The following is a 22,659-nucleotide window of genomic DNA, read 5'->3' as shown; positions in this document are numbered from 1 at the left end:
CAGTGCAGGTGCCTCCGTGGGCACGATGTGCGGGCGGGTCTCGAGGGCGAGGCTGGTCCGTGTCGGGGAACAGCAATGCAGCCCGAGGAGGGCGCCATGAACCGCCAGATCCGTGTTCGCGTCACCCGTCGGCCCTCGTCCACCCGTGACACCCGGCAGCCCGAGATCGACCGCCGGACCCCGTCGGGGCGGCTCCTGCCGTACTGACGGCCCCTGACGACCCCGCCGGCCGACGACGAAGTCGGTTCAGGCGGAGGTCGGTTCAGGCGGAGGTTGGTTCAGGCAAGGCAGAGTTCGAGCCGAAGTCGGTTCAGTCGGACTTCAGTTCAAGCGGAGCGGACGTCAACTCATACAGAGCGGACGTCAGTTCAGGTATCTGTCGATCGCCGTGCGCAGCGCCCGCCGTACCGCGGGCGACGCGTCCGGCTCCTCGCCCACGGCCCCGGCCGTGACCACCGCGGCGACCTTGCGCAGCTTGGTGTTGGAGAGCTGCGAGGCCTCCCGCAGGATGTCCCACGCCTGGTCGGACGAGCAGGTGTGGGTGGCCATCAGGACCCCGCGCGCCTGGTCGATGAGCGGGCGCGTCACGATCGCCCGGCGCAGCTGCTCCACCTCCGTGCGCAGCAGGTCCAGCTGCTGCGTGCGCTCCAGGAGCACCACGGAGGGCACCGGCTCGCGGCGCGTCCCGGGTCCGTTCAGCGGGTCCTCGGGATCCAGACCCGCCGTCTTCAGGACGCGCTGCGGCTGTTCGTTCCAGCCCGTCGCCGACACCGGCACGCCGCGACGGCGGCCGTAGGTGTCGAGCACTTCCAGCAGCTGGAGTCCCGCCGTGTCCATGAAAGTGACGCCCCGCAGGTCCAGCTCGACCCGGTCGATGCCCTCCGGCAGCCGGGCGAGGGCCTTGGACAGGGTGTCCGCGCAACCGTGGACCAGGTTGCCGTGCGGGGTGAGCACGGCCGTGGACCCGTCCACGCGGCCCTCGACGGTCAGGGCGTTCAGCTGCCCCGCGAGCGTGGTGTGTGTCGCTGAGCTCATGTCCGCCTCGCTGCTCCCCACAGTCGTCACGACGTTGAGTCACCGATCACCGCCGGCCCGTCCCGGCCCTGGGTGTGGCCGTGCTGGATCGGCGTTACTGGAGTGCGGCTGCCCTGAGGTCCGTGGCCTACACCCCCGGCTCGCCGGGGAATGAGCGGCGTCCGCCGGGGGTAGACGCGGAATCGTCGAGGTACTGCTGAGAGAATTCCCGGGAGGGGAGACGTATCGGAGGAGAGAGCGTCCGGACGGCAGTGGGGAGCGGGTGTGTACATCGGGTACGGAGCGTCACGGCGCGGCCTTCGGGTGCACGGGAACGCGGTGACGCCGCAGTGACCGCCGTGACCGAGCCCGCGGGCCCGTTCGTGCATCCCGCGCTCTTCTACCGTGACCAGCAGGAGTACCTGGCCGGCGTGGTGCCGTTCGTCCAGGAGGGTCTCGCCGCCGGGGAGCCGGTGGCCGTGGCCGTGCCGACCGAGAACCTGCGGCTGCTGAAGCGGGAGATCGGCACCGGTGAGGGTGTGCGGTTCCTCGACATGCGGGAGGTCGGGCGCAACCCCGGCCGGATCATCCCCGGGGTGCTGAGCGCCTTCGCCGACGCCCAGCCGCCCGGCGCCCGGGTGCGGATCGTCGGCGAGCCGATCTGGGCGGGCCGCAGCGCCACCGAGTACCCCGCCTGTGTGCAGCACGAGGCGCTGATCAACGCCGCGTTCCAGGGGCGGACCGTCACCATCCTGTGCCCGTACGACATCCAGCGCCTCGATCCGCAGGTCGTCGCCGACGCCTACGGCACCCACCCCGTGATCCTGGACGCGGGCTCCGGGCGGGAGCAGCAGAGCCCGCCGTACGACTACGAGGCGGTCCACGCCCGCTACAACGAACCCCTGCCCCCTGCGCCCGAGGTTCCCGCGCACACCTTCGTCTCCGACGTGCTCGGCGAGGTGCGGCACCTCGCCACCGACGCGGCCGCGCGGTTCGGGCTCGTGTCGCCCCGGCTCGACGACCTGGCGCTGGCCGTCGCCGAGCTGACCACCAACAGCGTGGTGCACGGCGGCGGTTCGGGTCGGCTGCGGGTGTGGGCCGAGGACGGGTACGTGGTGTGCGAGGTCCACGACCAGGGGCGCCTCTCCGACCTGCTGGCGGGCCGCCGGCCGGCCTCCCGGGACCAGCGGGGCGGCCGTGGCCTGCTCATCGTCAACCTCGTCGCCGACCTCGTCCGCGTCCACACGGGCCCGGCCGGCACCACGGTCCGCTGCTGGTTCGCCCTCTGATCCGGACGACTCGATGCCGACCGGACGGCGTTCCGGCCGGCTCTCAGCCCGCCAGCGGGTCGAGCGAGAGTGGCTCGATACGGCCCTCCAGCATGTACCCCAGTCCCTGTACGGCGCAGACGTCGGGTCGCTCGGCGATGTGCACCGGCATCCCGGTGGCGTGCCGCAGCATCTGGTCGAGGCCGGGGAGCAGCGCGGAGCCGCCGACCATCATGATCCCGCGGTCGGCGAGGTCGGCCACCAGGTCCGGCGGGCAGTTGCGCAGCACCCGACCGATGCCGTCCAGGACGGCGGTCAGCGGCGTCTCGATGGCGTCCCGGACGGCGGCGGTGTCGACCTGCACGGAACGGGCGAGCCCGGTGGCGACGTCCCGGCCGTGGATCTCGGTGGAGGCGGGGCCCTGTGAGGTGAGGCCGTTGCCGGACAGGGCCAGCTGGAGCGGCCGTACGGACTGGCTGGGCAGCATCAGTTCGTGCTCGTGGCGCAGGTGCTGGACGATCGCGTGGTCCACGGCCTCGCCGCCGACCGGAATGCGCTCGGCGGTCACGATCGACCCGAGGGAGAGCACGGCGACCTGGGTGGCGGCGGCCCCGCACACCATGATCATGGTGGCCTCGGGCCGCTCGACGGGCAGTCCGCAGCCGACGGCGGCGGCGATCAGGGTGTCGACGAGCTCGACGCGGCGCGCGCCGAGTCCGACAAGGGTCTCGATGGCGGCGCGCTGGGCCAGCGGGTCGGCGTCGTGCGGGGTGCAGGCGGCGGCCCGCAGGATGGGCTTGCGGCGCAGCGCCCGGCGAATCTTGTCGCCGAGCAGATGGCGCAGCATCCGCTGGGCCATCTCGATGTCGACGACGGTGCCCCCCGAGACGGGCCGGACGACCCGGATGTAGTCGGGGGTACGGCCGGTCATCTTCTCGGCGAACTCCCCGACCGCGATCAGCGCGCCGGTCTTGGTGTTCACGGCGGCGGCCGACGGCTGGTCGACGACGAGCCCGGCCCCCTTCACGTACACCCGGGTCCTCGCCGCGCCCAGGTCGACGGCGAAGTGGCAGCGGCGCAGCTGCTCCAGACTGGCGGTCATGGCAGGTCCTCCCGAGAGCACAGACCGTGGGCCGCGCCGGGTGGCGGGCCTAGTGGCATCGTGCGGGGGCGGGGGAGGGGGCGCCTTTCCTGGGGGGCCGGCCGGGGTGCCGCTGAATGGGGGTTTTTGTCCCTTATGCCCGATATAAGGTTCAGGTAAATGTTCTGACACAGGGTCATCGGGAGCGCAGGCCTCAGTGAGGGTCCGTCACGTACCGGGCTCCCGGACCACCCCCAGTTCCACCAGGTCCTGCGGACGGATGCGGAGCTGGTCCGCCGTCGCCTCGGCCTCCTGCGGCGGGCGCTTGAGGATCGCCGCCGCCGACTCCGGGGCGATGACCGAGAAGTAGCTGTCCGGGGTGGCGTACGTGTTCCCGGGCGCCGCGAGGGCGAGTGCCCCGCCGGAGCCGCCCTCGCCGATCAGCAGGGTGGTGACCGGGGTCCGGACGGCGGCCACCGTGACGAACAGGTCGGCGATCGCCGCGCCCGCGCCCTGCCGTTCGGCCTCGGCGTCGTTGGCGGCGCCCGGGGTGTCCACCAGCGTGAGCACCGGGATGCCGAGCCGGTCCGCGAGGCGGATCAGCCGGGAGGCCGTCCGGTAGCCGGCCGGGCGGGTGGCCGTGCCGGTCTGCGCCGCGTACGCGACCGTACGGCCGTCCCGCTCCCCGAAGCCGCAGAGCATCCCGGGGTCGGTGCCGCCGCACCGGTCGCCGGAGACGGCCATCCGGTGGCTGAAGTAGGCGTCCAGATAGGCCCGCGCACGAGGCCGCTCGGGCGACCGGGCGCGCCGCACCGCGTCCCAGCCGGTGGCGGGCGGCTCGGTGGCGCCGAGCGGGGCGGGCACAGGGGCGGGTTCGCTCGACGCGGACGTCAACAGTCGCAGCCACCGGCCCAGCGTGTCCCGCAGCTCCTCCTCCGCCACCACCGCGTCCGCCGCGCCGGCCGCCACCTGGGCCTCCGTCGTGTACGCCGAGGGGTCCGCGTCCGGCGGCCGGACCCGGGAGCCCGCGAAGCCGACCTGGGCGCCCGGGAGGGCGAGGACCACGTCCGCACCCGCGCCGAGGGTGGCCCAGCCGCCGCCCGTGGTGGGGTCGCGCAGCACCGCGATCTGGGGGAGCCCGGCCTCCCTGGTGAGCGCCGACTGCCGTGCCACCCGCTGGAGTTGGGTCAGGGCGAGCATGCCCTCCTGCATCCGGCTGCCGCCGGTGGCCACCAACGGGACGACGGGCAGCCGGTGTTCCCGGGCGTACGTGTACGCCGCCTCCAGCCGGTCGCCGGTGCGTTCGCCCAGGGAGCCGCCGAGGAAGCCGAACTCGAAGGCGATCAGGACCGCCCGGACGCCCTCGACGTGCGCGGTGCCGCAGACGACCGACTCCGCCTCGCCGGTGCGCTCGGCGGCACGGGCGAGCGAGGCGTCGTAGCCCTGCCAGGCGAGCGGGCCGTCGGGCCCGGACTGCCGTGCGGGGGAGGGGATTTCGGCGAAGTCGTCGGCGACGAGGGCGATGACCTCGCGGGCGGACCGGCGCTCAGGCACGCAGGGCCCGCTTCATGATCTTCCCCATGTCGTTGCGGGGGAGGGCGGCGAGACGGTGGAGGACCCGGGGCCGCTTGTGCGGGGCGAGACGCCGGGCCACGTGATCCGCCAACTCCGCAAGCTCCGGGGGTGATTCCGGGTCCGCCGGGACGATCCACGCCACGATCCGCTCACCCAGATCGGGGTCCGGCTCCCCGGTCACGGCCGCCTCGCGCACCCCCGGGTGCTCGAGGAGCGCGTTCTCGATCTCGCCCGCCCCGATCTTGTACCCCCCGCTCTTGATCAGGTCGGTGGCCTTCCGGCCGACGATCCGGACGTACCCGTCCGCGTCCCGTACGGCCATGTCCCCCGTACGGAACCAGCCGTCCGCCGTGAACGCGGCCGCCGTCGCGTCCGGCCGGTTCAGGTACTCGGTGAACAGGTTCGGGCCGCGCACCTGGATCTCGCCCACCGTCTCCCCGTCGTACGACGGGATAGTGGTCCCGTCCTCCTCCACCAGCCGCAGCTCCACACCCGGCAGCGGTGGGCCCACGGTCCCGGGGCGCGGGTCGCCGTCCGCGCGCACGCCCGTGTTCATGAGGGTCTCGGTCATGCCGTAGCGCTCGACGACCCGGCGGCCGGTCGCGGCCGCGATGCGCTCGTGGTCGTGCACCGGGAGCGCCGCCGAACCGGACACCAGCAGCCGGGCACCGGCGAGTGCCTTCACCAACTCCGGGTCCCGCTCCAGGGTTTCGGCGATGCGGTGGTACATCGTCGGGACGCCGAAGAGCATGGTCGCGCCGGCGTTCAGCTCGCGGGCCACCCCGTCGGTGCCGAAGCGGCCGAGGTGGCGGACCGAGCCGCCGCGGCGCAGCGGCCCGAGGATGCCGAGGACCAGGCCGTGGACGTGGAAGAGCGGCAGGCCGTGCACGAGGACGTCGTCCGCCGTCCACTGCCAGGCGTCGGCGAGGGCGTCCAGGGTGGCGGCGACGGCCCGGCGGGGGATGACGGCACCCTTCGGCGGACCCGTGGTGCCGGAGGTGTAGACGACCAGGGCGGGGTCGCCGTCCAGGGCGCGGCTCTCCGGGGCCGCGCCGCCGGTGCCGTGCACCTCGACCTCGATGCGCTCCAAGTGCCTTACGGCGAAAGGGAGTTCCGCGTCCGGCGCGGCGAGCAGCACGCCCGGCGCGCTGTCGCCGAGGATGTGCCCGAGCTCCTTCTCCCCGGACTTCGGGTTGAGCGGCACCGCGGCGACACCGGCCTCCAGCGCCGCCACCACGGCCACCGCGGTCTCCAGTTCCGGGGTCGCCCAGACGGCCACCCGGTCGTAGCCCGTGATGCGGTCGGCCAGCGTGCCCGTTGCGGCGGCGAGTTCGGCGTACGTCAGGGAGCGGTCACCGAACCGCAGAGCGGGACGGTCCGCCGTGGCACCCCTGAGGGCCGGGAAGAGAGAGCTCATGCTTCAAGACTCCTAAGCTGCCGTCACCAGTCCGTGGCTGTCCTCGCCTGTCGGTCCTACCCGATCAAGGCCCCGACCTCACCGGCCCCGGCCGCTCACCGTCGCGCGGCCGCCAGGACCGCCTCCACCACCCGCGGCAGCGAACCCGGATGCAGGAACAGGAAGAGGTTCGGCTCGACCAGCTCCAGTTCCATCACCCGAGGCTGCCCGTCCTCCCCGTCGACGAGGTCCACGCGCGCGTAGAGCAGTTCCGGCGCCTCCGGTACGGCGGCCAGGGCCCGCTCGGCGACGGCGACCTCGGCCGGGGTCGGGCTCCAGGGCTCCAGGCCCGGGTGGGCGACCTTGTCCGCGTCGAAGGCGGTGCCGGGGCTGAGGACGGCCCGTTTGCGGCTGGCGTGCAGGAGCCGGCCCCCGAAGAACTGGAGCGCCCGCTCACCGCCCGCGTCGATGCCCCGCATGTACGGCTGGACCATCGCCGTGAGCCCCTCGGCGTGCATGCGTTCCAGCTGCCGTACGGCATCCCCGTGCCGCTCGGGCGTGTACCGGGCGGCGTACCGCGCACCCGCCCCGGACGTGGGCTTGACGACGTACTCGTGGTCGGTCGGCAGGGAGAGCGGGTCCCCGGGCGCGATGTATCCGGTCGGCACCACCGGCACGCCCGCCCGGTCCAGCTCCCCGAGGTAGCGCTTGTCGGTGTTCCAGCGCACGATCTGCGCCGGGTTGGCGAGCCGGGTCGCCTTGCCGCACCGCTCCGCCCACGCCGTGAACTCGGCCGCCCGCCAGCTGTAGTCCCAGGTGGAGCGGATCACGGCCAGGTCGTAGCCGGACCAGTCGACGTCGGCGTCCCAGAACACCGCCTCCGCCTCGGCCCCGGCCGCGCGCAGCGCCTCCACCAGCACGGGCAGATCGGAGTCCTTGCTGGGCTCCGGCCGGGGGTCGTAGGTGACAAGGGCGACTCGGGGCACAGCGGTTCCTTTCCACGGGGGCACGTCCGGCAGGCTAACCGGCGCGGGGGAAACCCCGGCAACCCCTTTACCCTCCCCCTCGGTGAACCCCCACCATCGGGATCGAGGAACGGAGGAGACCGTATGGAGTGGCTGACGATCGGTGCCTTCGCGCGGGCGTGCCGCCTGTCGCCGAAGGCACTGCGGCTCTACGACGAGCTGGAGCTGCTGCGTCCGGCCCGTGTCGACCCGCACACCGGCTACCGCTACTACGCCCCGGCCCAGCTGGAACAGGCCCGCCTGGTGGCGTGGCTGCGCCGCCTCGGCATGCCGCTGGCCCGGATCCGCACGGTGTGCGCCCTGCCGCCCGCCGCGGCCGCCGGGGAGATCCGGGCGTACTGGGCCGAGGTGGAGGCGCAGACGGCCGTGCGGCGGGATCTCGCCGCGTTCCTCGTCGACGAGCTGACCGCTCCACCGAGGAAGGACACCACCATGCTCGAACTGCGCTACTGCGCCCACTCGGACCGTGGCCGGGTCCGTGCCGCCAACCAGGACACGGCCTACGCGGGCGCCCGCCTCCTCGCGGTCGCCGACGGCTACGGCCCGGCCGGCGCGCCCGCCAGCAGCGCGGCCGTGGCGGCCCTGCGGTTCCTGGACAGTGCCGAGCTTCCGGCCGGTGACGTCCTCAACGTCCTGGAGGACGCCGTGCACGGGGCGACCGAGGCGGCACGGGACGCCGGCGACGGCACCGACGAGACCGGCACCACCCTGACCGCCCTGCTGTGGACCGGCTCTCGTCTCGCCCTGGTGCACATCGGGGACTCCCGCGCCTACCTCCTGCGCGGCGGCGCGCTCTTCCGCATCACCCACGACCACACGGTGGTGCAGTCGCTGGTCGACGAGGGCCGGCTGACCGCCGAGGAGGCCGTCACCCACCCGCAGCGCGCCCTGCTCCTCAAGGCCCTCACCACCGCGGCACCCGACCTCAGGCTGCGGGACGCGGCACCCGGCGACCGCTACCTCCTGTGTTCCGACGGGCTCTCCGCCGGCGTCCCCGACGCCACCGTCCGCGAGCTGCTGACCTCGGCCGCCGACCCCGAGGCGGCCGTGCACGCCCTGGTGGACGCGGCGAACGCGGCGGGCGGCCCGGACAACGTCAGCTGTGTGGTCGCGGACCTGGTGGCGGATCCGGTGGCTGATCCGGTGGCGACGGCGGTCTGACGACTGGCAGCATCACGGCCATGTCGCTCTCCGGAACGGACGCGTACGACCAGGAGACCGGGCTCCCGCCGCTCGTCGAGCGAGCCCTCGCCGCGGCCCGCGCACACGGCTTCCCGTACTCCTGCCGACCCGAACAGGGCCGCCTGCTGCACGCCCTGGCGGGCGGGGCGCGCGAGGCGGTCGGGGAGACGGGCACCGGCTGCGGGGTCGGCCTCGCGTGGCTGGCCTCGGGGGCGCGGGACGGCGTACGGCTGGTCAGCGTCGAGCGGGACCCGGAGCGGGCGAGGGTGGCCGCGCAGGTCTTCGCCGACCGTCCCCAGGTGCGGGTCCTGTGCGGCGACTGGACCCGTGTCGAGGCCGACGGCCCCTACGACCTGCTGGTCCTGGACGGCGGCGGCACCGGGAAGGCCCCTGACGACACCCCGGCCGATCCGGCGCGTCTCCTCGTCCCCGGCGGCCGGATCGTCGTCGACGACTTCAGCCCGGCGACCCACTGGCCGCCCCGGCACGGGGAGTCGGTGGACCGGCCCCGGCTGCACTGGCTGGAGCACCCGGCCCTGGACACGATCGAGATACCCCTGGCGGCGGACCTGGTCACACTGGTGGGGACGCGCCGGCGGAGCGCATCAGCGCGGCTGCCATCTCTGGAGCAGGCCCCAGGTGAACTCGGCGACCACCTCCCGCCGGACCCCCTCCTCGTCCGGGGCGGTGAATGACAGCCCCCAGCGGGTCGGTGCCGTGCCCTCCAGCGGGCGGGCCGGGGCGAAGGCGCGGGCCGCCTCGTCGACCGTGCAGGACCAGGGGGTGAGGTCGGCGAGGGTGCGCAGGGCGGGGCCGGCCGCGCCGGGCGCCCGGATGAGCCACTCGTTCCACACCGCGCCGGCCGGCGCGAGCAGGACCTCGAAGCGCAGGTCGGGCCAGAGCGGCACGGGCCACAGCCACGCCTCGCACTCCAGGTCACCCACCGTGCGGGTCAGGACGGTCTCCGGGGGGCCGAGGACCGAGCGGTACCGGGGGGCGGCGGCGCGGGCGCGCGGGGAGCGGACCATCGCCTGCCAGCGCCGGTTGGCCTCCCGCATCTCCGCGATCGAGACACCCAGGGCGCGCCGGGCGTCCTCCACCGGGCCGGGGTTGTGGTCGGCCATGCGGCGCAGCAGGACCAGCTGGAAGTCGTCGACGGTGAACGGGCTAGCCGGGGGCTTTCCGGAGGGCATGCTCCCCATCGTCCCCGACGGCACTGACACCGGGCCTGCGCCCGTCCGGCAGGAACAGCACCGAGTTGATGTACCGCGGCCGGTGCACGAAGGGCAGCACCCGGCGCAGCAGACCCTGCGAGACGACGTACGAGGCCCGCGCCTGGTGCGCCTCCAGAGGGAAGCCGGAGAGCGGGACCCACGTGGCGCGGGGCAGCACCCAGCCGTCGTAGCCGAGCAGCGAGAGGTACGTCACCACCGGGGCGATCGGCTGGATCCGGGACTCCAGTTCCACGAAGAGCGCGGGCCGGTCGCGCGCGAGGATGCCGGTCGCCCCGCGCAGCACCGCCAGCTCGCTGCCGTCCACGTCGATCTTGATGAACCCGACGTCCGTCAGGGCCAGTTCGTCCAGCGTGACGCAGGGCACGTCCAGCGCCCGGCCGTGGATGTCCCGCCGGACCAGCGAGGACACCCCGCGGTCGCCCTCGTCGCCAGGCGGCAGCCACAGCCGGGCGATCCCCGGGCTGTCGGAGGCGGCGGCCTGCACGACCCGGACGTTCGCGGGGGCCGCCGAGGTCAGCAGCCGGGCCAGATGCGGCACCGGCTCCACGGTCACCACCCGCCGTGCCCGCCCGGCCAGCCGTCGCGTCCACGGCCCGTACCAGCCGCCCACGTCCACGGCCGTCCCGCAGCCCGCCGGGCACAGCTCGGCCAGCCGGGCGAGCTCCGGCTCGAAGCGCGGGTACACGGCCCGGGCGGCCGCCGCGACGAGAGGGGTGGGCAGCAGCGGGGCCACTCTCGCCGCCCAGGTGCGCGCGGGCCCGGTCATGAGGTCGTCCCCGGGGTCCCGGGGTTCTCGGGGGTCCCGGGGGAGGCGCCGGTGCAGCGCTTCAGCAGGTCCTCGTGCTCGTCGTCCGACACCTGCTCACCGGAGGCCGGCAGCAGCTGGGGGATGCCGTCGACGATCGGGTAGCGGCGCCGCAGCCGCGGGTTGTAGAGGGCCTCGTCCGGCGGTACGAGATGCAGGGGGCCCTTGTCGAGCGGACAGGCCAGGATCTGGAGCAACGGGTCGTCGGGGTTCATGGGGGAGTCAACTCCTTGGCGCCGATGGGGGGTTGAGGAGCCGGATCGTGCTTGGGCATGGCCAGCAGCACGGCGACGGCGAGCACCGTGCCCGCGAGACGCAGCGCGAGCCGCAGCGGGTCGTGGGGCAGGGACTCGCCGAACGAGAGCGTGCCCAGCACCGCCGTGTACAGGGAGGTCACCGTCGTGCACACCGGCACGATCAGCGAGGCCCGGCAGCGTTGCAGCGCCGCCTGCGACATCACCAGGCCGAACGCCCCGGTGAACAACAGGAGATACGGATACGGGGAGCGCAACAGACCGATCACCGCGCTGCCCAGGCCGCTTGAGGTCAGGTAGCTCGACACGCCCTTGATGGCCAGCGAGCTGACCCCGTACAGCAGGCCCACCGCCACGCCGTACTCGACACCGGTCGTCGGCATGCGGTGCCGGTGCCGGGTGCGCCGCTCGGCGGAGCCGTACAGCCACACGCCCGCCGCCAGCGACGGCACGCATACCAGCAGGATCAGTTGGTAGGGGGCGTCCCGGCTGACCCGGTCCGAGCCCTCCTTCAGGGACAGCACGACCATCAGCAGCGCGAGCAGGATGGCACCCAGCGCGTACCGCTCCCGCCCGGTCGTCTCCTCGCCCAGCAGCCGCGCGGACAGCAGCACCAGCAGCACCAGACCGGAGACGAAGATGCCCTGCGCGGCCGCGATCGGCAGCGTCCGGTACACCGCGAGCTGCGCCCCGAACCCGGCCGCCAGCGCCAGCGACCCGCCGATCCACAGCGGACTGCGCAGCACCAGCCCCAGCAGCTTGACGGGTTGACGGATCGACACCTCCGGCAGGGAGGTCAACGCCCGCTTCTCCAGCACGAATCCGACGCTGTACAGGGTGTTCGCCAACAGGGCCGCCGCCACTCCCCACCACATGGTCCACGCCCCTTAGGTCTTTCGCGCGTGCAGCAGCAGGATCGACGCGAGCGAGGGTCTGGCGCACGCCAGCCGGTCCAGCGCCCGCAGCGGACGCGGCACGCCGTGGAAGGGGGCCCCTTCCAGCCGTACGATCTCGAAGCCGGCCGCCGCGACGAACTCCCGGAGCGCACGCGCCGTGTACAGCCGTAGATGCCCCACGACCTCCCGGCCCGGGCGCCCGTGGATCGCCCGCAGGCTCACCTCCGAGAACACCGGCTGGACCCCGGCGAGGAGCAGCCCGCGGTTGTACCAGGCGGCCAGGTTCGGTGTGGACAGCATGAGATGACCTCCGGGGCGCAGGACGCGGCGGATCTCGTCCAGGGCCGAGTCCGGGTCGACGAGATGCTCGACGACCTCGCTGAACAGCACGGCGTCCACCGAGCCGTCCCTGAACGGCAGTCCGGTGCCGCTCAGTTCACCGCGAATCGCGTACGGCAGCCGGGCGCGGGCCCGCCTGAGGGCGTCCTGGGACCAGTCGACACCGACGATCCGGTGACCGGGCAGCAGCGGGGCGGCGGTGGCGGCCGCGGTGCCGTCGCCGCAACCGATGTCCAGGACGGTGGCCGCGGTGGCTCTGCGGGCCGCGGAGGTGCCGGGCGTTTCGAGGGCTTTGGCCAGCATGCGGGCCTGGCGCAGGGAGCGGGGGGTGCCGGAGGCGACCGGGACGGCGGGGTTCTCGTAGAAGTCCCGGAGGCCGGGGTGGCGTGGCGGTGCGGGGATGCTCGGGGGCGCGGGGGTGTTCACGGGGCTGCCTCCGTGGTGTGCAGGTAGTGCTCGAACAGGTCCCGCAGGTGGTGGCCGTCGCCGTGGCCGAGCAGGGTGCGCGACCAGCGCAGGGCGAGATGCAGCCGGCCCGCGGTGGAGGCGGTCGTGACCGTGAGGCCGCGGGGCATCCTGGCGGGCGCCGAGAACCACACGGCGTGCGCGCGGCCGGCCTCCTCGCCGAAGTCCAGGGGGTACGGGATGCGGCCGATGTTGCTGAGCAGGGTGGTGGAGGTCCAGGGCGCGGCTGCCCTGCGGAGACCTCTGGTGAGTGCCGCGCGCCAGGTCACCGGGGTGACCGGGGCGGTGAGCAGGCCCGCACCGTGGCCGAGTTGGGGGCGGGTGAGGGACTTGAGGGCGCGGGTTCGCTGGGCGGTGCGGCGCAGGAGGTCGGGCATGTCCTCGGGCTTGCGGGTCAACTCCGTCGGCGAGAAGGGGACTTCGACCAGGCGGGTGCCGTTTCCTATCGGCATCGTCATGTCCCTGGGGCGGTCGTCCACGGGCATGGTGATGCGGAGGGGGCGGGCGGACTGTCCGTGCTCCCTGTTCCAGTGGGCGATCGTCAGGGCGGTGGTGACCATGAGCTGGTCGTTGACCGTGTAGGGGGAGCCCTTGGGACGGTGGGGGAGCGGGAGTTCCGTGACGAGGAGGCCGTTGCCGGGGGAGATTTCCGGGGTGCCTGGCGCCACGCGGGCGGGGCGGGTCCAGTTGGAGGGGGTGTCCGTGGACTGTGGGGGGTCCGGGGGGCGGATGGGCGCGGGCGTCGGTGAGTTGTCCTTGCCGCCGTAGATCTCCGCGGCTGTGGCGAGGATACGGAGGCAGGCGGGGCCGTCCAGGGCTGTGTGGTTGATGGTGAGGAAGAGGACGGTTGTGTTGTGCGCTTCCTCGACCACCTCCAGCCGGATCGGTGGGGACAGTGAGAGTGGAGGTGCCTCTGCCAGGGCCCTTGTCCTCGCGTCCCGCAATGCGTTCCGTCCCGGAGTCGGGAAGCTCACCACCTCCACGTCCGGCTCGGCCGTCAGCTCCCACTCGTAACGGCGGCGGTACCAACCCCCCGCCGCCTCCCGCATCAGGATCCGGGGATGTCGGTGCAGGGCCTCCGTGAACGCCTTCCTCATGCGTGCCGGGTCCAGGTGGCCCGGCAGATGCACCTCGATGTGGACCGTCTCCGGTTCCTCCTCCTGGAGGCAGTGGCGGGAGACCTCGTCCACCACCGGGAACGGGATCCGTGCGGGGCTGGTCATGCCGGGTCGTCCCCCTTCTCTCGCACGCTCACCAGAGCCGCGAACAAGCCGATCAGAGCGAGCAGTTGGGCCACATGCCCGAAGGCCCCGTGCGAGGCCCCCACCGGCTCACCGGCTCCTGCCGCCGCGGCGATCCCCGCCCCCGCCAGGGCCACGAAGGCGATCGGCACCAGGAGGCCGTGCCGTCTCGACGCCAGCAGCGCCAGTGCCGGGACCAGCAGGGCGAACCAGCCCGCGATGACCACGCCGACCAGCGTCAGCGCCACCGCTCCGAGCCACAGCCCGGGCGCCGGAGGCACCCGCTGCGGTTCGTCGGGGTTCGGGGAGCGCCTGCGCCACAGGACCAGGCCCACCAGAACCGCGAGGGCGACCCCGCTGCCGATCAGCGCGCCGTCGTACGTCGTCGCGGGTCCGTACGACAGTTTCACCGTGCCGCCCGCGCCCGCGGGGATCCGCCAGCCCTGCTGCCAGCCGTCCAGGCGTACCGACGACAGGGTCTTGCCGTTCAGGGTGGCCTTCCAGCCGTCGTTGTAGTTCTCGTACGTCGTCAGGTAGGAGGACGCTCCCGAGCCGACGGTGACCTCGCGCTTGTCGCCGAGCCAGTCCTGGATGCGCAACTCACGTGTGAGAGCGGTGGGTTCGGCGACCGTGCCGCGGGTCAGGGTGAGGTCGGTGAGGGTGAGCGGTCCGGCGTCGCCCGCCTCGACGACGTGTTCACCGGAGGCGAGGGTCAACTCGTCCTCTGCGCGGCTGCTCTGACACAGCGTCACCGACAGCAGCCGTCGGTCGGTCAGGTCGCGGATCCGGCCCGACACGCCCGTCTGGTACAGCTTGCCGTCGACCGCCACCACCGGGCCCTTCCCGCACGGCAGCGAGAACGTCCGGGAGGCCTTGGGCTGCGGGGTGCGGTACTGGTCGAGGGCCGGCAGGTACGCCTCCGTGAGGCCCACCGGGAGCTGGAGGTCCTCGTCGGCGACCGGGTTGTGCAGGGTCAGCGGGGCCGATTCGGTGATCGTGATGTCGAGGCGGTCGGTGGTGATCGCCGGGAAGCGCACCGCGCCGTTCTCGTCGACCCCGGCGACCGTCGCGCCGTCGGGCGAGGCGATGTCGACCTCGGTGGGCCGGGTGGAGAGGCCGCCCGCGGGTGCCAGCACGATCTCGGAGATGGGCTGTTTGCCGTTCCAGCTGAGGTGGATGGTGGGGCGGTCGCCCGCGATCCAGGCCGTCGTGAGGTCACCGTCGGTGAGGTTGCGGGCGGACAGGCCGGTGCCGAGCGTGGCCGTGGAGTCGGCGGTCGCCGTGATGCGGTTGCGCTGGTCAGGGGCGACCTCGTACAGCAGCTTGTCGAGGGCCTCCCCGCTCACCGGCACCGCGCTCGCCTTCACCGTGTACGTCCCCTGGGCCTCGGTGGTGAAGCGGCGGTGCAGACCTGCCTCGGTGCCGGTCGGGGAGATCCCGGCCGGGTCGGGCACCCGGTGCAGGGAGACGGTCTCGGCGGACGCGTCGGAGGAGTCGGCGTCGGTCGGCAGCCGCAGCAGCCGGGTCACCTGCACGTGCGGCAGGTCGATCTCCGAGAATCCGGCCCCGGCGAGCCCGGTCCGCCGTGCCACCGAGTCGGTGATCGTCAGCTTCATCCACCCCGTGGTGCCGGGTGGCGCCTTGATGCTCTGCGTGGAGCCGTCGGCGCGCAGGAAACTGGTCTGTGACCCGTTCTCCGTCTCCACCCGCACCTCGGTCGCCGCCGACCGCACGCTCTCCTGCGGCAACGGCGTGACCTTGAAGGACGAGAGCATGTCGTACGCCGGGTCGGAGAAGTCGATGCGCACCCACTGCCCGTCCGGCGAGCCCGCCACGCCCTCCGCCCACGCGGTGTCGGGGTTGCCGTCGAAGGCGTTCACCGGGTCGAACTGCGGCAGGTGGAAGAGCCAGTTGCCGTACGAGGACGCCGTCACCGCACGGGCGCCGCGCAGTTCGGCGACCGTCTGGTGGTCGAGGCCCTTCGTGGGCAGGATCTGGTGCGGTTTCTCCCCGGCGTCCTGCGCGGCCCCGGAGGCGTTCCGCTCGTCGCTGGTGTACGTGTACGACGTGTTCGCGTTGACGAGTCCGAACCGGGTGTCGGCCCGCCGCAGCCCGTCACCGACGATCTGGAGCGCCGGGGTGCCCAGCCCGGGGTGGTTGTCGCCGGTCAACACCGTGGCCCGGCCGCGAAGTTGGGTGGCCGACGGCAGCAGGGACTCGGGGCCGCCGGACACCTGGGCGGTGTCGGCGACCGGCAGCAGCCGGGCCTGGCCGGGCCTGGGCACGCTCTCGCTCGTCGGCCGGTAGATCTCCACGGCCCGCTGCCTCGGGTACAGCCCCTCGATCTGGAGCGGGGTGTCGTTCGCGATCTTCCCGCCCGTCATGAGCGGCCCGAGGCCCGTCACCCGCTCGTAGCCGGACTGTTCGAGGGCCCGCTTGACCACCGAGGACGACACGGCGCCGATCTGGTCGGGGTCGAGGTCGTTGCGGACGACGACGTAGTAGACCCCGGCCCGGCTCAGGTAGTCCGCCAGACCCGGTATGTCGCCGCCGGTCATCAGCGCCTGCTCGACCGCGTCCATGGCCCGCCGGTTGCCGGGGGTGCCGAAGGGGACGTAGTCCCGTTGCGCCCAGCGGGACTCGGCGAGGACGTCGAGCGGCTGGTCGATGGGGGAGCCCCAGGTGTAGATGCCGTGCGCGGTCGCGGGGACGACGAGGGCGCGCGAGTCGGGGGAGTACTTCTCCAGCCAGTCGGCCGTGGCGTGCCAGTACTTCGGCAGTTCCTGGAAGGAACCCGGGTTGAGGATCGAGCCGTTCAGATACGGCCACATCAGCCCGGGCAGGACCAGGACGGCCGCCACGAGCGGGGCGTACCGGCGCCCCCTGACCTCTCTCGCCCCGCGGGGCTCGGTGGCCACCCCCACCAGATGGGCGAGGCCCAGCACCAGCGCGAGGGCGAGGCCCGGCTGGAACTTGTAGATGTTGCGGAAGGGGGCGAGCCAGCCGTTCAGCCAGTCCTGCACCAGCCCGTGGAAGGGGGCGCCGAACGCGCCGCCGTACCCCGCGAGCAGCACCAGGACGGCGGTCAGCACGGTCAGCACCAGCCAGCGCCGCTCCGGCATGTCCCGTCGCGCCAGGCCCGCGAGGCCGAGCCCGGCCGCGAACGCCGAGCAGAGGATCACGATCACCGAAGAGGCCACGGTCCAGCCGGCCGGCAGCCACGCCTCCGTCAGATGCAGATACGCCACCCAGTTCCCGGCGCCACGCAGGGCCTCCGTCGCCGACATCGTCTCGGTGGTGGTCCGCGCGTTCTCGACGTACGGCAGGAAGTTCTCGCCGTAGAAGCCGAGCAGCAGCAGCGGGATCACCCACCAGGCGGTCGCCAGGACCACCCCCGGCACCCACCAGGAGATCAGCTTGCGCTGCCGTGGTCCGGACGGCCGGGACAGCAGGTACAGCCCGACGGGCAGCAGACAGGCAAGGGTGGAGGCCGCGTTCACACCGCCCATGAAGGGGACGACCAGCGCCGAGCGCAGGGCGGCGATGCGGGCGCTGTGGCGCTCGTTCGTCAGCGGGAGCAGCACCCAGGGCAGGAAGGCGCCGGGCAGCGCGGCGGCGGAGGTGGAGCCCACGACGATGGTGAACGTCGGCCACAGCGCGTAGGCGACCGCGGCGAGCAGCCTCCCGGCCCCGTTGCCGACGCGCAGCCGCTCGGCGAGCCGCAGCGCGCCCCAGAACGCGACCGACACCACCAGCGACAGCCACAGCCGCTCCACCAGCCACACCGGCAACTGGAGGGTGTGGCCCAGCCAGTAGAACGGCAGCATCGGCCACAGATAGCCGACGTACTGGTCCTGGATCCCGCCGAAGGACCCCTGGTCGTGCCACAACTGCCCGAGACCGGCGAGGAACCGGCCGGGGTCCGTGGTGACACCCAGCTTGGTGTCGAAGGTCTGCCGTCCCGGGTGCACCGCCAGGAACAGCACGAGGACCACGGCCCAGAACCCGAGCAGCCAGCGTCGCGACCGGGGGCCCTCCGGCGGCCCCGACATGATCGCGGTGCCGGCGGCGGCTGCCGGAGGAGGGGCCTGGACCGTGGACGTCGTCATGGTGGACACCGCCGGAGGATGAGGAGGAGGTTCCAGGTGGCGACCTCGCGGATGCCGGGAGCCCGGACGACGGTCTCCGCGAGGAAGGGCCAGTAGCGGGAGCGCGCCGAGACGACCGTGACGTCGTCCCGGGCACGCACCTGCCGCAGGGTCGGGCCGATGTGCACGGCGAACAGGTTCTCGCCGAGGGTGTGCTTGGCGGCCTTCCCGGTACGGCGCCGATAGCGGGCGCGGGCCCGTTCGGCTCCCAGGTAGTGCCAGGGCGCCCACTCGTGACCGCCCCACGGGGACAGCCAGTTGGTGAACGACACGTAGATCAGCCCGCCGGGCCGGGTGACCCGGACGAGCTCACTGAGAAAGGTCTGCGGATCGGCCACGTGCTCCAGCACGTTGGAGGAGAAGGTGACGTCGGCGGAGGCGTCCTGGAGGGGGAGCAGGTAGCCGTCGGCGATCACGGTGGAGTCCGGGGCCTTCTCGCCGAGTTCGCCGGGGTCGGGTTCGAAGAGAAACGCCCGGGCCCCCCGCCTGCGGAACTCCTCGGTGAAGTACCCGCTCCCACCACCGACGTCCACGACGGTACGCCCGGCGACGGGCCCGTCGTAGGCCTCCACCTGATCGACGGCGTCACGAGCGAGCAGTGCGTAACAGGACTCAGGGTCCTCCTGCTCGTGCATGAAGGCCTTGAAGAGAGCGAGGGAACGTCGAAACGAGGGATCCCTGGATTTTTGGGGGCGCGGGGAACTGCGCGACCAGCCCCCACGGCGCCGCACCCTCCTCACGGCCCCCAGCCCCTCACCGCCTCGGAGGCCACGGCCCGGAACTGTCTGACAGTCCGATGCCAACGGAATCGAGCAGCTCTGTCACGAGCAGCCTTGCCCATGACTTCCCGGCGATGTCCCGACAGGGCAAGCGTGCACCACGCGGCGGCGAACGACGACTCCCCCCGCGCCAGCACACCCGTCTCCCCGTCCACGACGGAGTCCCGCAGCCCCGGCACGTCGAAGGCGATGGTCGGCGTCTCCCGGGTGGCCGCCTCGGTCACCACCAGCCCCCACCCCTCCACGGCGGACGGATGCAGCAGCAACCACGCCTCGCACAACAGCCGGTGCTTCTCCGCCTCGGACACATGCCCGGCGAACTCCACACCGGGACCGGTGAGTTGCTCCAGACGGGCCCGCTCGGGACCGTCGCCCACGATCACAAGGCGGCCACCGGTCACCGGCCGCACCCGCTCCCACAGCCGCAGCAGCAGATCGATCCGCTTGTACTCGACCAGCCGGCCGACGGCCACGAACAGCGGTTCCGGCGAGCGCCGCACCAGCGGCTCCGGCTCCTCGACCCCGTTGTGCACGACCCGGATCCGGTCCCGCTCGACCCCGATCGCCCGCAGCGCGTGCGCGGTCGAGGGGGAGACGGCCACCAGCAGACTGCGCCCGCGGGCCGCCGCACCGGCCAGTGCCCAGTGTTCGAGTCTTCGGCCGAGCCGTGCGGCGGGCGCCAGCGGGCCGCCGAACCGCATCTTCCACAGGTCGGTGTGCACGTGGTTGACCAGGCAGAGCGTGGGGCCGCGGTGCCACAGGGGAGCGAGGTACGGCATGCCGTTGCAGACCTCGACCAGCAGGTCGGTCTCGCCGACCTGGCGGGTGAAGGCCGTACGGGCGCGCAGGTAGTGCCCGAACTCGCCGCCCGCCGACACGACCCGGTAGTCCCGGTACGAGGCGGGCCCGCCGCACAGCAGGGTCACCTGGTGGCCGAGTCGGGTCAGTCCGTCGGCGAGCCGGTCGACGAGCAGCTCGGAGCCGCCCGCGGACGGGTTGTCGAGGTCGCGGTGGGCGAGGAAGACGATGCGGCGCGGAGGTGGGGGGAGCGCCGAAGGGTGCTGTGCGTCGTGCTGCGCATCATGCTGTACGTCGTGCGGTGCATGCGATGAGGGTTGCCGTTGCGACGCCTGGGAAGACGACCGCAGCGGATGGGGCACGTGCTGGGGCATGGGTGCTCCAACTCGTCTCAGGGTGCGGAACTCAGCGGTGTTTTCCGCCTGCTTGTGGGGGGACTGTGCGCTTCCTGGGAGGTGGGTGTGGGCGGGCTGTGCTCGGGTGGGGTGGCACAGTTTTCGCCCACCGGAACGCCGTGGCTACTCACGTACGTGACAATTTCCGGGCTTATTAGAGCTGACGTCCAGTCACATCGTGAGGACGGGCTCGGGCGTACCGCTCATATCGGTGGACTCGGGACGCCTGCGCCCCCGTACCACCAAAACGCCTCCCACGGCCGCCAGTACGAATCCGGCCACAGCAGCCCCGATCGGCAACGTCGTGCCCACCGCGCGCAGTTGTCCGCTGTCCCGCTCGGCCAGCCGTACCGCTTCCTTCTGGGTCGCGGAAGTGAACGCGATCTTGCGGCTGTCCAGCAGGACCACGGCGTCCTTCTTCGCACCGGGTGCCCGCAGGGTGCGCCTTGGGCCCACCTGCGCGTAGACGACCCGGCCGGTGCGCTGGTCCACGACCAGCTCGATGCCGTGGTTGGAGTACCACTCCTCGGCCAGCACCTGCGGCCGGTCGGGCTCGTCCACGATCGTGCCCGGCACCAGGCGGGTCCCGACCTTCGCCGGGGCCACGGTGCCGGTGAACCGGTAACCCGTGTACCCCTGAACCTTCTTCGTACCCCGGTAGTGCAGAGTCACGGTGGAACCAAGCGAGTTGTCCCACCACTGGTAGGAGCGTCGCTGCACGTCGAAGGGGAACTTCAGATAGGCCTCGCCCTCGATGTACGGCTTCTCGCCGCAGCAGTGCACCGGCTTGGTCGTCCTGCGGTCCATGACCCAGCGGTGCGGGACGAACTCCAGCGCGTCGTGCGGGTCCGCGGCCGGCAGCGACTTGTCGGTGTCGACGGTGGTGGTCACGTCCCACACCGCGGCCCGGCCGCTGCGCTCGCTGTCCTCGACGTTGCCGCGCACCCGCTGGGTGACGGTGATGCGCTGGTCGGGGACCGTCCTCACCTGTTCGGTGTCGAAGACGCTGCCCGTCCCGCGGTAGACGGCGGTCTGGTCGATGTCGACCGGGTTCACGGCGGCCCGCGGTTCCACGTACCACGCGAGCAGGGGTGCCAGTACCAGCAGAAACGTGCCGAGTCCCAGCAGGATCAGGGAGATTGGAGAGGCTGTACGGCGCATCCGGACACTCCAGGGGCGTGAGATGACGGAGTTCGGGCCGCTCTATGGGCCGGAGACCGTAGGCGTTCATTGACGGAGTGTCAACGTCTTGACGGGGTATCAGGGTCCTGTCGACACTGGGTCGACAGGCAGGTGGGTGCCGGGACGGGTTCCGGGTGGGGACGTACGCCGGATCGAGCCGCTCGAGAGAGGCTGCCCCTGCGATGTCCAGACTGCTCGCCGCCGCACTGACCGTCGTGGCCGCCGCCCTGCTCGCCCTCGGTGCCGCGCTCGGCATCGTGGCGCTGCTGGAGGCGACGCCCGAGCAGCCCAACACCCCCTTGATCACCTACGAGCAGCCGGACCAGGGGAGTTGACCGGTGGCCGCCCGCCCGGCAGCCGTGCACACCCGCTCGGCCTGGCACGACGTCCCGCGTCCGAAGGTCCGCCGTTTCGCCGCCATCGCCCTGTCCGAGGCGCCGGCGCTCGCGGAGGAGATCCTGAGCGAGATCCGCCGCGAGTACCCGCATCTTCCGGTCGTCCTCGACGAGTCCGGAGAGCCGATGGCCCTGGTCGGCATCCGCCGCGCGATTGAGGTCTTCGTCCAGCACCTGGAGACCGCGGAGGGCCGCCCTACGGTCCCGCCCGGGGTCTTCCAGGAGTTCGGCAGGGGCGAGGGCCTGAACGGCCGGAGTCTCGACTCCCTCCAGGCGATCTACCGCATGGGCGTACGCCTGGCCTGGCGCCGTTTCGCCGACATCGGCCAGCGCGTGGAGATCCCGCCGCCCGCGATGTACGAGCTGGTCGACGCGGGCTACGAGTACCTGGACGGCCTGGTCGACCAGTCGGTGCGCGGTTACGCGGAGGCGGCGGCCCGGCAGGCCGGTGAGCGCCTGCGCCTCCAGCGGCGCCTGATGGAGCTGCTGCTGGCCGACCGGCACCACGGCGACCCGGCCGAGGCGCTCACGGAACGCGCGGCCCGCATCGGCTGGCCGCTCCCGAGGAAGGTCGCGGTCGGCGTCCTGATCCGCCCCGCCCGGGAGGCGGTACCGCCCGCGGTGACCCAGGGCGTCCTTCTGGACATGGACTACGAGCAGCCCCGCATGGTCGTCCCGGAACCGGACGCGGCCGGCCGCCCCGAGCTCCTGCACCGGGCCCTGACCGGCTGGTCGGGTGCGATCGGACCGCCGGTCCCGCTGGCGGACGCGGCGAAGTCACTGCGCTGGGCCGAGGCGGCCGTGCACCTGATGGAACGGGACCTGCTGCCGGGCGGCGAGGTCCTGTACTGCACGGAACACACCGAGGCCCTGGTCCTCCTCCAGCCCGAGGAGCTGATGGACGACCTGGCCCTGCGCTGTCTCTCCCCCCTCCAGCACTGCGGCCCCACCCACGCCCGCCGCCTCGCGGAAACCCTGCTCGCCTGGCTGGAGACCCGCGGCGGCGCCCCCGAGGTCGCCGCCCGCCTGGGAGTCCACCCCCAGACCGTCCGCTACCGCTTACGCCAGATCCGGGAACTCTGGGGCGACGAGATAGACGACCCGGACCGCCGCTTCGAACTGGAACTGGTCCTACGGGCCCGACGGCTGCGGGGGGAGCTGGCGTGATGGGCGGCACCCCCCCGGA

The 22,659-nt window shown here is 72.8% G+C and carries 20 protein-coding genes; 5 read left to right on the top strand and 15 right to left on the bottom strand.

What is annotated here, in order from left to right:
• Positions 1 to 363: 363 nt before the first annotated feature.
• Entirely contained in the window at positions 364 to 1,035 is a 672-nt protein-coding gene (locus IF54_RS0128110) for an ANTAR domain-containing response regulator (protein WP_030323635.1), read from the bottom strand.
• Between the two features lie 329 nt (positions 1,036 to 1,364).
• On the opposite strand from IF54_RS0128110, the gene IF54_RS0128105 reads away from it, so the two are divergent.
• Complete coding sequence (locus IF54_RS0128105; protein WP_030323632.1) at positions 1,365 to 2,303, top strand: anti-sigma factor RsbA family regulatory protein; 939 nt, start codon at positions 1,365 to 1,367, stop codon at positions 2,301 to 2,303.
• A 43-nt stretch (positions 2,304 to 2,346) separates the two neighbouring features.
• Here IF54_RS0128105 and IF54_RS0128100 read toward each other — a convergent pair whose 3' ends face one another.
• From IF54_RS0128100 to IF54_RS0128085, 4 genes are all read right to left on the bottom strand, one after another.
• Positions 2,347 to 3,384 carry a rod shape-determining protein gene (locus IF54_RS0128100; protein ID WP_030323630.1) on the bottom strand — a complete coding sequence of 346 codons (1,038 nt, stop codon included), beginning with the start codon at positions 3,382 to 3,384 and terminating at the stop codon, positions 2,347 to 2,349.
• Between the two features lie 207 nt (positions 3,385 to 3,591).
• Positions 3,592 to 4,917, bottom strand: a complete 1,326-nt coding sequence (locus IF54_RS0128095) for a carboxyl transferase domain-containing protein (RefSeq protein ID WP_030323628.1) — start codon at positions 4,915 to 4,917, stop codon at positions 3,592 to 3,594.
• Positions 4,910 to 6,355, bottom strand: a complete 1,446-nt coding sequence (locus IF54_RS0128090; protein ID WP_030323627.1) for an acyl-CoA synthetase — start codon at positions 6,353 to 6,355, stop codon at positions 4,910 to 4,912. The genes IF54_RS0128095 and IF54_RS0128090 overlap by 8 nt, the downstream gene beginning before the upstream one ends.
• 95 nt (positions 6,356 to 6,450) lie before the next feature.
• On the bottom strand, positions 6,451 to 7,320 hold the full coding sequence (locus tag IF54_RS0128085; RefSeq protein WP_030323626.1) for an ATP-grasp domain-containing protein: 870 nt from the start codon (positions 7,318 to 7,320) through the stop codon (positions 6,451 to 6,453).
• A gap of 123 nt (positions 7,321 to 7,443) precedes the next feature.
• Here IF54_RS0128085 and IF54_RS0128080 point away from each other — a divergent pair, with 123 nt between their 5' ends.
• The gene (locus IF54_RS0128080; protein ID WP_030323625.1) at positions 7,444 to 8,520 is read left to right on the top strand and encodes a MerR family transcriptional regulator; all 1,077 of its coding nucleotides are present in this window, start codon (positions 7,444 to 7,446) and stop codon (positions 8,518 to 8,520) included.
• 20 nt (positions 8,521 to 8,540) lie between these two features.
• Positions 8,541 to 9,236: an O-methyltransferase gene (locus IF54_RS0128075; protein WP_030323624.1), complete on the top strand. Its 696-nt coding sequence runs from the start codon at positions 8,541 to 8,543 to the stop codon at positions 9,234 to 9,236.
• Here the strand turns inward: IF54_RS0128075 and IF54_RS0128070 are convergent.
• The 10 genes from IF54_RS0128070 to IF54_RS0128025 all read right to left on the bottom strand — a co-directional run bounded on the left by IF54_RS0128070 (position 9,147) and on the right by IF54_RS0128025 (position 21,057).
• A complete protein-coding gene (locus tag IF54_RS0128070) occupies positions 9,147 to 9,734 on the bottom strand; it encodes a hypothetical protein (protein ID WP_199821257.1) in 588 nt (195 codons plus the stop codon). The two genes, IF54_RS0128075 and IF54_RS0128070, sit on opposite strands and share 90 nt — an antisense overlap.
• The gene (locus IF54_RS0128065) at positions 9,709 to 10,542 is read right to left on the bottom strand and encodes an FkbM family methyltransferase (RefSeq protein WP_030323620.1); all 834 of its coding nucleotides are present in this window, start codon (positions 10,540 to 10,542) and stop codon (positions 9,709 to 9,711) included. Before IF54_RS0128065 ends, IF54_RS0128070 begins: the two co-directional genes overlap by 26 nt.
• Complete coding sequence (locus tag IF54_RS0128060; RefSeq protein WP_030323618.1) at positions 10,539 to 10,796, bottom strand: Trm112 family protein; 258 nt, start codon at positions 10,794 to 10,796, stop codon at positions 10,539 to 10,541. The genes IF54_RS0128065 and IF54_RS0128060 overlap by 4 nt, the downstream gene beginning before the upstream one ends.
• Complete coding sequence (locus tag IF54_RS0128055; protein WP_030323616.1) at positions 10,793 to 11,698, bottom strand: hypothetical protein; 906 nt, start codon at positions 11,696 to 11,698, stop codon at positions 10,793 to 10,795. The genes IF54_RS0128060 and IF54_RS0128055 overlap by 4 nt, the downstream gene beginning before the upstream one ends.
• Positions 11,699 to 11,722: 24 nt before the next feature.
• On the bottom strand, positions 11,723 to 12,496 hold the full coding sequence (locus IF54_RS0128050) for a class I SAM-dependent methyltransferase (RefSeq protein WP_234439072.1): 774 nt from the start codon (positions 12,494 to 12,496) through the stop codon (positions 11,723 to 11,725).
• Complete coding sequence (locus IF54_RS0128045) at positions 12,493 to 13,758, bottom strand: condensation protein (RefSeq protein ID WP_030323606.1); 1,266 nt, start codon at positions 13,756 to 13,758, stop codon at positions 12,493 to 12,495. The genes IF54_RS0128050 and IF54_RS0128045 overlap by 4 nt, the downstream gene beginning before the upstream one ends.
• Positions 13,755 to 17,885, bottom strand: coding sequence for an alpha-(1->3)-arabinofuranosyltransferase (locus IF54_RS0128040; protein ID WP_030323604.1), 4,131 nt, complete (start codon positions 17,883 to 17,885; stop codon positions 13,755 to 13,757). The genes IF54_RS0128045 and IF54_RS0128040 overlap by 4 nt, the downstream gene beginning before the upstream one ends.
• Positions 17,882 to 18,559, bottom strand: a complete 678-nt coding sequence (locus tag IF54_RS0128035; protein WP_037820706.1) for a class I SAM-dependent methyltransferase — start codon at positions 18,557 to 18,559, stop codon at positions 17,882 to 17,884. Before IF54_RS0128035 ends, IF54_RS0128040 begins: the two co-directional genes overlap by 4 nt.
• Positions 18,560 to 18,660: 101 nt before the next feature.
• The gene (locus IF54_RS0128030) at positions 18,661 to 19,875 is read right to left on the bottom strand and encodes a glycosyltransferase family 4 protein (RefSeq protein WP_030323600.1); all 1,215 of its coding nucleotides are present in this window, start codon (positions 19,873 to 19,875) and stop codon (positions 18,661 to 18,663) included.
• Between the two features lie 192 nt (positions 19,876 to 20,067).
• Positions 20,068 to 21,057 carry a DUF3068 domain-containing protein gene (locus IF54_RS0128025; protein WP_030323598.1) on the bottom strand — a complete coding sequence of 330 codons (990 nt, stop codon included), beginning with the start codon at positions 21,055 to 21,057 and terminating at the stop codon, positions 20,068 to 20,070.
• Between the two features lie 203 nt (positions 21,058 to 21,260).
• Between IF54_RS0128025 and IF54_RS43095 the strand changes: the two genes are divergently transcribed.
• Positions 21,261 to 21,413: a hypothetical protein gene (locus tag IF54_RS43095; protein WP_020136392.1), complete on the top strand. Its 153-nt coding sequence runs from the start codon at positions 21,261 to 21,263 to the stop codon at positions 21,411 to 21,413.
• Between the two features lie 3 nt (positions 21,414 to 21,416).
• Positions 21,417 to 22,640, top strand: a complete 1,224-nt coding sequence (locus IF54_RS0128015) for a PucR family transcriptional regulator (RefSeq protein ID WP_030323596.1) — start codon at positions 21,417 to 21,419, stop codon at positions 22,638 to 22,640.
• Positions 22,641 to 22,659 lie beyond the last annotated feature (19 nt).

The organism is Streptomyces sp. NRRL B-3229, assembly GCF_000719505.1.
GTDB classification, from domain to species: domain Bacteria; phylum Actinomycetota; class Actinomycetes; order Streptomycetales; family Streptomycetaceae; genus Streptomyces; species Streptomyces griseorubiginosus.
The sequence above is the reverse complement of the archived record's forward strand: the minus strand, read 5'-3'. Positions and strand labels throughout refer to the sequence as shown.

Excerpts from the sequence above, each read along its gene's own strand:
- IF54_RS0128040 (WP_030323604.1), bottom strand. The coding sequence starts at position 17,885 with ATGACGACGTCCACGGTCCAGGCCCCTCCTCCGGCAGCCGCCGCCGGC.
- IF54_RS0128070 (WP_199821257.1), bottom strand. The coding sequence starts at position 9,734 with ATGCCCTCCGGAAAGCCCCCGGCTAGCCCGTTCACCGTCGACGACTTC.
- IF54_RS0128090 (WP_030323627.1), bottom strand. The coding sequence starts at position 6,355 with ATGAGCTCTCTCTTCCCGGCCCTCAGGGGTGCCACGGCGGACCGTCCC.
- IF54_RS0128030 (WP_030323600.1), bottom strand. The coding sequence starts at position 19,875 with ATGCCCCAGCACGTGCCCCATCCGCTGCGGTCGTCTTCCCAGGCGTCG.
- IF54_RS0128110 (WP_030323635.1), bottom strand. The coding sequence starts at position 1,035 with ATGAGCTCAGCGACACACACCACGCTCGCGGGGCAGCTGAACGCCCTG.
- IF54_RS0128035 (WP_037820706.1), bottom strand. The coding sequence starts at position 18,559 with ATGCACGAGCAGGAGGACCCTGAGTCCTGTTACGCACTGCTCGCTCGT.
- IF54_RS0128100 (WP_030323630.1), bottom strand. The coding sequence starts at position 3,384 with ATGACCGCCAGTCTGGAGCAGCTGCGCCGCTGCCACTTCGCCGTCGAC.
- IF54_RS0128060 (WP_030323618.1), bottom strand. The coding sequence starts at position 10,796 with ATGAACCCCGACGACCCGTTGCTCCAGATCCTGGCCTGTCCGCTCGAC.
- IF54_RS0128065 (WP_030323620.1), bottom strand. The coding sequence starts at position 10,542 with ATGACCGGGCCCGCGCGCACCTGGGCGGCGAGAGTGGCCCCGCTGCTG.
- IF54_RS0128075 (WP_030323624.1), top strand. The coding sequence starts at position 8,541 with ATGTCGCTCTCCGGAACGGACGCGTACGACCAGGAGACCGGGCTCCCG.
- IF54_RS0128025 (WP_030323598.1), bottom strand. The coding sequence starts at position 21,057 with ATGCGCCGTACAGCCTCTCCAATCTCCCTGATCCTGCTGGGACTCGGC.
- IF54_RS0128045 (WP_030323606.1), bottom strand. The coding sequence starts at position 13,758 with ATGACCAGCCCCGCACGGATCCCGTTCCCGGTGGTGGACGAGGTCTCC.
- IF54_RS43095 (WP_020136392.1), top strand. The coding sequence starts at position 21,261 with ATGTCCAGACTGCTCGCCGCCGCACTGACCGTCGTGGCCGCCGCCCTG.
- IF54_RS0128080 (WP_030323625.1), top strand. The coding sequence starts at position 7,444 with ATGGAGTGGCTGACGATCGGTGCCTTCGCGCGGGCGTGCCGCCTGTCG.